At 70.2% G+C, this 7651-nt stretch carries 7 protein-coding genes; 3 read left to right on the top strand and 4 right to left on the bottom strand.

Going from position 1 to position 7651, the window contains the following annotated elements:
• The first annotated feature begins 80 nt into the window (after positions 1-80).
• Entirely contained in the window at positions 81-314 is a 234-nt protein-coding gene (locus RH94_RS06000; protein WP_079188910.1) for a transposase, read from the top strand.
• A 72-nt stretch (positions 315-386) separates the two neighbouring features.
• Positions 387-1469 (top strand): integrase core domain-containing protein, encoded by a 1083-nt coding sequence (locus RH94_RS06005; RefSeq protein ID WP_073946613.1) that lies wholly within the window; start codon positions 387-389, stop codon positions 1467-1469.
• Positions 1470-1760: 291 nt separating this feature from the next.
• Here RH94_RS06005 and RH94_RS06010 read toward each other — a convergent pair whose 3' ends face one another.
• The 3 genes from RH94_RS06010 to RH94_RS06020 all read right to left on the bottom strand — a co-directional run bounded on the left by RH94_RS06010 (position 1761) and on the right by RH94_RS06020 (position 6214).
• On the bottom strand, positions 1761-2060 hold the full coding sequence (locus RH94_RS06010; protein ID WP_073946614.1) for a hypothetical protein: 300 nt from the start codon (positions 2058-2060) through the stop codon (positions 1761-1763).
• Between the two features lie 62 nt (positions 2061-2122).
• Complete coding sequence (locus RH94_RS06015) at positions 2123-2464, bottom strand: hypothetical protein (protein WP_073946615.1); 342 nt, start codon at positions 2462-2464, stop codon at positions 2123-2125.
• 195 nt (positions 2465-2659) lie between these two features.
• A complete protein-coding gene (locus RH94_RS06020) occupies positions 2660-6214 on the bottom strand; it encodes an NACHT domain-containing protein (RefSeq protein WP_073946616.1) in 3555 nt (1184 codons plus the stop codon).
• Positions 6215-6388: 174 nt separating this feature from the next.
• On the opposite strand from RH94_RS06020, the gene RH94_RS06025 reads away from it, so the two are divergent.
• Positions 6389-6574, top strand: coding sequence for a hypothetical protein (locus RH94_RS06025; RefSeq protein ID WP_073946617.1), 186 nt, complete (start codon positions 6389-6391; stop codon positions 6572-6574).
• Between the two features lie 133 nt (positions 6575-6707).
• On the opposite strand, the gene RH94_RS06030 is transcribed toward RH94_RS06025, so the two are convergent.
• On the bottom strand, positions 6708-7651 hold a 944-nt coding region (locus RH94_RS06030; RefSeq protein ID WP_143203998.1), incomplete at its 5' end, for a DDE-type integrase/transposase/recombinase.

Below are 7651 nucleotides of genomic sequence, written 5' to 3' on the forward strand. Positions count from 1 at the left end.
ACTAGGGTCTGTGCGGGGTTCGGATCACTGGATCGGCCATTCCCGCTCCGCGAGGGTGTCGGCTGCGGTAGACCGGACGCGTGACGCGTGGCGATCTGACCGATGCAGAGTGGGAGTTGATCGAGCCGCACCTGCCGCTGGGGGTGTCCGGGCCGATTCCTGACCTGCGCCGCTACTTCAACGCGGTGATGTGGAGGTTTCGGACCGGCAGCCCCTGGCGGGACGTGCCGGAGAGTTACGGCTCCTGGTCGACGGTCTATGACCGGTTCCGGCTGTGGGCCTGTGGGTGCCGACAACCCTGTCACCTGTGCTGAGCTGTGGCTTCAGAGTCACGATGGGATCACATCGAAGGTGTTCGCGAGCCCGTCGGCGCAGGCTTGGGAAGCGTGACGTTCCGTCTGGTCTACCGATTCGGCTGCCTCCTGCTCAGCTGGCTGCGCCTGCTGGCCCGCTCCTCCGCGGCCAAGGATGCCGAGATACTGGTGCTCCGGCACCAGCTGGCCGTCCTGCAGCGCGGCAGCCCCAAGCCAGCCTTCACCCGCGGGGACCGCGCGGTGCTCGCCGCCCTGCTCCGCTTGCTGAGCAAGCGTCACCGTTCATCGTTGAAGCTGCTGGTCACCCCGCGTACCGTGCTGCGCTGGCACGCGAGACTGGTCGCGAAGAAGTGGACCTATCCGCACCGAGGCCCGGGCCGTCCGGCCAAGCCCGAGGCGCTGCGTGCTCTGGTGCTGCGCCTTGCTTGCGAGAATGACGGGTGGGGGTATCGCCGGATCCACGGCGAACTGCTCAACCTGGGCTGGAAGATCGCCGCCTCGACGGTGTGGAAGATCCTCCAAGAGGCTGGGATCGACCCGGCGCCCCAGCGCGCCGACCGCTCCTGGGCCCGGTTCCTCAAGGCTCAGGCCCGCGGGATCCTCGCCGTCGATGTCTTCCACGTGGACACCGTTCTCCTGCGGCGCCTGTTCGTCCTGTTCTTCGTCGAGCACGGCACCCGGCGGGTCCACATCGCCGGCGTCACCCGGCACGTCACCGCCGCGTGGGCCACCCAGTGTGCCCGGAACCTCCTGATGAGCTGGGACGACACGCGCGGCGAAGGCGTCAGATTCCTCATCCGGGACAACGCCGGCTACTTCACCGAGGGCTTCGATGCGGTCTTCACCGCCGTCGGTGCCCGGGTCGTGCCCATCCTGCCGGGCGTGCCCCAGATGAACGCGATCGCCGAGCGCTGGGTCGGATCCTGCAGGCGCGAGGCCACCGACCGCGTCCTGATCACCGGGGAGCGGCACCTGCGGCTCATCGTCGGTGAGTACGCCGATCACCACAACGAGCATCGGCCTCACCGATCATTGGGACAACGGTGCCCCGACGGCCTCGGCGCGCCCGAACCACACGCCGTCGACGCCCTATCGCGCATCCTCCGACGTGACCGCATCGGCGGCCTTATCCACGAGTACGCGCAGGTCGCATAGGGTGACGGAGGTTGTCGGCACGCACAGGCTCTTCCACTTGCTGATCAAGGTCAGACGTTGATCCCTGGTCAAGTGCGTCGCCATGCAGCCCTCCGCCCTACCGATGTGTACATTCGCATCAGCTTAGGAGTTGGGACTGACAAGCCCACCCGGATGCTGCCCGTCGGTCGTGCTGGGCCGCGCGCCGTGCCGCGCGAGCCGCCGTCACCAGGGCCGTAGTTGTTCAGAGGCCCGGTCAGGTCGACTCGAGGCTCCGCTGAGGTCTCCAGGAGGGGCCGCCGCGCCCAGTGGCTAGGACCGGAAGCGTGCGGTCTGCTCTGAGATACGGAGCAGGAATTCCGTGATGGGCGCCCCTCCGTCGTCAGGGACGAGAACGAGTTCTGCCTCGTAAATCGCCTGGTCGGCAGCCAGAGCGGCCTCCTCGTCATCACGCCTCCAGGCGTCCCGCGACGCTTCGAACAGCGGACGAACGGTCTCCCAGGCAGAAGCAGGCTCAAAGCGACAGTCGGTCCAGAACATGTCGACGCCTTCGCGTGTCAGCGTTCCAATGAGCGCGTCCCCCCATGTGAGCTGCCAACTCTGTGCCGTCATGACTTCCCCTTCCCTACGCCGGATCGCTCGCAGCGCACAGAGCGGCGGTAGCCCTCCGGCCGTCAGGACACCACCTGTCCAGCCGCGCCCTCGACCACACGGCCGTGTCCCTGGCCGAGTTCGAACTGGGCGCGCGCCTCGGCCATGGCCCGCTGCCAGCTGCGTTGAGCGCCGCCGTACTCGCGGGCCAGGTAGGCGGCCATGCCACGCCGGTATCCGCCGGCCTGCCGAAGTTCGGCGAGGACTATGGCGACAGCACGCTCGCGGCGCGCGCGGCTGTGCCCGCCGCCCTGATTGCCGCGGCCGTCTCCGGGACGCCGCCCCGCTGCTCCGAGACGGCCGGTGCCGACTTCCCTCTTCCAGGCGGTCCAGAACACCTCCACGGCGTCCTGCACGTCCTGCACGTAGTAGTGGGTGCGGTTCAGAGGTCTTCGATGGCGAGGGCCGCGGCGGCGAAGCACACGGCTTTTTGTTCGTCTGAGAAGTCCCGTACGCGCTTGCCGTGGGAGCGGGCTGCTCAGTCCAGTGCTGCTTCGGTGTGCTTCGCCATGCCCGCATTTTTCCAGGTGGAGCGGGGCGACGCCGGGCGTCGCGGCGGCTTAGCCTGCGTTCCCGGCCCGGGCCCGGGCCTTGAGGAGCTGCCGCAGGCCGGTCAGTAGCCGCTCGTGGAAGACGGCGGGGGCCGCGGCTGCGGGAGCCGTCCGCAGCCGCTCGACGTGCCGCATCTGGTTCTGGATCCAGGGCACCTCCTCCCGGGCGAGCTGCCGCTCGAACTCCGCCTCGTGCCCGCCGGCGGCGAGCGCTTGGAGCATCACGGCGCGCCGTTCGGGTTCGGGCGCGTCCGCCGCTCGTGGGTCGGTGACAAAGAGAGCGGTGTATTCCGGATGGTCGGGCCACCACCGCGCCATCCAGCGCAGGGCGTGGTTGCGTATCGCGGGGTCGCGATCGGCCGACGCGCAGTGGTACAGCAGCTCACGGACCTTCGGGAGGTGCGCGCAGCGCTCGGTCAGCCACTGGAGTGCGGCCACCCGGAGCTTGGGGTCCGGACCGCGTTTCGCGCCTTCCAGGAGTGCGGCCGTCGCCGCGGGATCGCCGCCCCAGGTCTCGCCGAGCACATGCATCGCGGTCCGCCGCAGGCGGATGTGGCGGGAGGACCGGCAGCAGTCGATGAGGAAGTCCCGTGCCTCGGTGCTGAGGCTGTGGCCGATGGCGCGCAGAGCGGTCTCCGCGGCCCCGTCGGCGGGCGCGAAGCGCAGGGCGTCCCGCATCAGCAACTGGAGGTCCTCGGGATGCCCCCGCAGCCACGAGGTCAGCGTCTCCTTGTCGCCCATCACCTCGTGGTATTCGAGCAGCGTGCTGAGCTCGCCGTACTGGCGGGACCGCCAGGCCGCCATCGCCGTTCCCGCAGTCAACTCGGAGCCGAACATGGTGTCGTCTCTCCGGGGAGCGTCGGCGGGGTGGCGCGGTGCGGGAAGCGGTCGCGCCCCGCCGCCCTCCTCCTCCGGTTCCGACATCAACTCGGCCCGCAGCTTCGCCGCCGTGGCCCGTACCGCATCGAAGACGTCCTCCCGCGCCCGCCACCGAAGGAAGCGCACCGTCTCGTCGTCCGGGTGGCGGCGCGCCAGACAGCTCAGCGCCGCCTTGCGCGCACCTGGCGTGGGATCGCCGACGGCGCGGGCCTGGAGAAACAGCCGCAGTTCCGCAGCCTCTTCGTGCTCGACCGGGCGGACGCCCAAGGCCTGCAGGGCGGCGATGCGGACGATGACCTCGTCGTGCACGGCACTCGTCTTGATCGCCTCCGTGACGGTGGTGCTCGCCGGCCACCGTTCGCCCAGGACGGCGAGGGCTCCGGCGCGGGCGTTCGCGGACCGGGCGAACCGCGCGTACGCGATGACGGCGGGAAAGTCACGGTGCAGCGCACCGGCGAGCTGGACGGGGACGCGGGACTCGATGAACTGACCCCATACGTGGAACCAGGTCAGATAGCGGTCGCGCCCCGCCCAGTTTTCACCGAAGGAGGCGAGTGACGGGGTGACGCTCTCGGCCGCGAAGTACGCCGCGTCGAGGAAGAACGTTCCGAAGCTCTCGGTCCTCGCGCTCAGGTACTGGGTGATCCCGTCGACCACCGCGACGCTCTGGGTGCTCAGCGCCCCGATCTTCTTCACCTCGGCGAGCGCCCGGAGGGCGAGGACGAGCCGCTCCCCGCGGTCGGTGAAAGGGACCGGCCGGACGAGGCTGTCGACCAGCGTCCCGGTGTCGTGCTCCCGGAGCTGCCCGGCGAGCAGCAGGATCACCTCGTGCCAGGTGGTGTCCTCGGCCCTCGGGACGAGGACCTCGGAGACGAGGGCCTCGGGGGTCCACTCCCGTTCGTGCTCGTAGCGGTGGACGATGTCCGCCGCGGCCAGGTACTCCAGGAACGTGCGGTGCACGAAGCCCCAGGCGCCCCCGCCGTACCGGGCGAGGATGAAGTTGCGCTCCCGGAGTTGCTGGACCATGGCGCGGGCGGCGCGGCGCGCGACGTCCGGCCGGACGTCGCAGAGCTGGAGGTACTGGCGGAAGACGTCTTCGATGTCCGCCTCGGGCACGTAGTTGCCCGAGATGCCGCCTGATCCCTCCTGCATCCTGCGGGCGAGGAGCCGCAGCATCTCCAGGCGTTCGGTCTGGCCGAGCAGGTCGAGGGCTTCGGCGATCGGTCCGGACAGCGGGGCCGTCAGATGCTTGGCGTCCCGGTCCCAGCGGGCGACGAGCACGGTGACGGCGTGCTGGTACACCCCGTTCCGGTCGCGGGGGAGGGTCTGCCGGCGGCCGAGGATGGCGAGGACGGTCAGCAGAAGCGGGTTCCCGGCCAGTTCGCGCACCGACCGCGAGTGGGCGACCGCGTCCTTAAACCGGGTGAGGAGCTGCTCGGTGAGCGCGGGCTGTCCGGGGCACGCCGTCTCGTACCACCGGCGCGCGAACTCGTGGATACGAGGGGTGTCCAGGTCCTGGATCATGTAGTGGGCGAACCCCGCCCCGCCCAGCGTCTGCCGCTGGTAGCCGATGACCCGGGATGTGACGATCACCCGGCAGCGCTCGTGGTGGGCGGCGAACCCGGCGATGCGGCGGGCCGTCTCCGCCCGGAACTTCGGGTCGAAGATCTCGTCGAGCCCGTCGAAGACGAGGAGGACGCGTCCCTCGTCGAGAAGCCGGCCCAGGACGGGGAGCGGGAGCCCCATCCCCTCGGTGGTCCACAGGTGTGCGAGGAACTCCGCGAACGTCTGCTGCCGCCAGGCCGGTTGCGCGTAGTGCCGCAGCTCCACGATGAGGGGGATCCGGCCCGCGAGGCCGGCGAGGGCCCCGTCGGGACGCAGGCCGCCGGTCAGGGCGAGCGCGAGGTAGTGCGCGAGGGTGGACTTGCCGGCCCCCGGGTCGCCGAGGAGCACGACCCGCTGGCTCCCCTCCCGGGCAAGGACGTCGAGCACATGCTCAGCGGGCTGCCGACGGTACGCCTCCACGAGGGAGTCGAGCAGCTCCAGGTCGAGCCCCGGCGGCAGTTCCCCGTCCGCGGCCAGCTCTTCGCCCTTGAGGAGCTGGCCCATGAGCTCTCGGGAGAGCTCCACCGGCGGCGGGTCGGCCCGGACGGTCGGCACGACGAAGACCTCGCGCAGCTCGACACTCGGCTGCGTGCTCTGGTCGTTGTCGGGGGTGAGGACTTCCAGGTTGAGACTTCCGTACGTCTCCCGGACGCGGCGCGCGTAGGTCGCGAGCGCCCGGTCGGTGGCGGCGTCCCGCTCGTCCTCGGCGGCGTCGCCCGGGCTGTTGTCCCGGCTGCCGTCCCGGCCATCGTCCCTGGCCGCTTCGAGGAGCGTGACGAGCTGCCGGTGCCGGTTCCGCCACAGCTCCCGGTCCACCAGGGAGCCGCTGACCGGATCAGAGGGCGGGGCGCAGCGGACGCACGCGTCGAGGAACGCCGTCACGGCGTCCCAGTCCGGGGGCCTGACGAAATCGCCCTTTAGGAGCCGGTGGACGCCCGAGCTGCTGAGGGCCCGGCCGCCGGCCGCCGGGTTCCGGGCGCTCGTCCGCTCCAGCTTCGCGACGCTGGGCGTGCCCGCCGCCCAGTGCACCTCCCGGAGCCAGGCGGTGAACTGCTTCCGTGCCTCGTCTCCCCGCTGCAACGCCGCTCCCTCCCCGACGTCCCGGAACGTCCCGGGACGCCCCGCGTTCCGGCCCCCAGCCTAGGCCGCAACCTGCGGCGACGAGGCCGGTATCCCGATTCGACCCAGCTTCCACCACCGGCTGCCCGGGCGGCGCAAGGTGCTCCCGTCACCGACGAATGAACGGAGCACACGATGATGCTGCACGACCTTCTCGACACCCTCGGCCCCGTCGGCCTGCTCGTCCTCCTCGGCACGGTCATGGTTTTCGCGGGAGTGGTGCTGCCGACGATCTGGTCGCGCCACGCCTACCGCCGATCCGCAGCCCGCACGACCATGAACACCCTCCTCAAGGCGCTGCGCCGGCTCTATCCCTTCTGACGCCTGATCGACAGAGCATTTGGCTCAGCAGCCGAACAGTGATGGCGTCATGCCCACTCCATGCCCAGCTTCCGTAGTGCGTCCAGCTGCTCGGGGGTCGGAAGATTTCAAGTCCAGTGAGACGGTTGGGGCGCTATGAGGTTTGTGGTGCGGGTTCCCTGCGTCTGGCCGGGTCGTTGATCCACGCCTGCTGGGGTATCCGGGGTGGTCGGGGGCGGCGGCCGAAGCGTTCGGGGTGGCGGGCGTATGCCTCGGCGAGGGTGACGGCCCGCTGGTCGCGCACCTCCTCGGCGGTGCCGAAGTGCACGCTGGCGGGCGTGTGCCAGCCGATCCCCGAATGCCGGTGCTCGTGGTTGTAGTACGCGATGAACGCGTCGAACCACTCGCGGGCATGGGCCAGCGAATCGAACCGTTCGGGATAGTCGGACATGTACTTCGTGGTCTTGAAGTGGGCCTCGCTGTAGGGGTTGTCGTTGGAGGTCTTCGGCCGCGAGTGCGACCGCGTGACGCCGAGGTCGATCAGCAACTGCGAGACCTTCTTGGAGGTCATCGAGGTGCCGCGATCGGCGTGCACGGTCTCCGGCACGATGCCGTTGCGGGTGATGGTCTCGCGGATCAACTCCTCGGCCCGCCGGGACGATTCGGCCCGCTCGACGGTGTGGCCGACGATGTAGCGGCTGAAGATGTCGATGATGACGTAGGCGTGATACCAGACGCCCTTGACCGGTCCGGCTGCCTTGGTGATGTCCCAGGTGAACACCTGCGACGGTGCGGTGGCCACCAGCTCGGGCACCGCCTGGGCGGGGTGGGTGGCCTGGCGGCGGCGTTCGCCGGACTGCCCCTTCTCGCGCAGGATCCGGTACATCGTCGAGACCGAGCAGTGGTAGCGCCCGGCGTCCAGTTCGCGGGCCCAGATCTGCGCGGGCGGCAGCTCGGCGTACTCGGCGCTGTTCATCAGCTCCAGTACCGCAGCCCGTTCCTCTGCCGTCAGGGCCGAGGGCTGGACCTGCGGCGAGCGGGGCCTGCGCGGTGGTGAGGGACGGAGCCGGCGGTAGTGGGTGGCCCTGGAGCGGCCGG

The sequence above is a fragment of the Streptomyces kebangsaanensis genome (assembly GCF_001906585.1).
Taxonomy (GTDB): domain Bacteria; phylum Actinomycetota; class Actinomycetes; order Streptomycetales; family Streptomycetaceae; genus Streptomyces; species Streptomyces kebangsaanensis.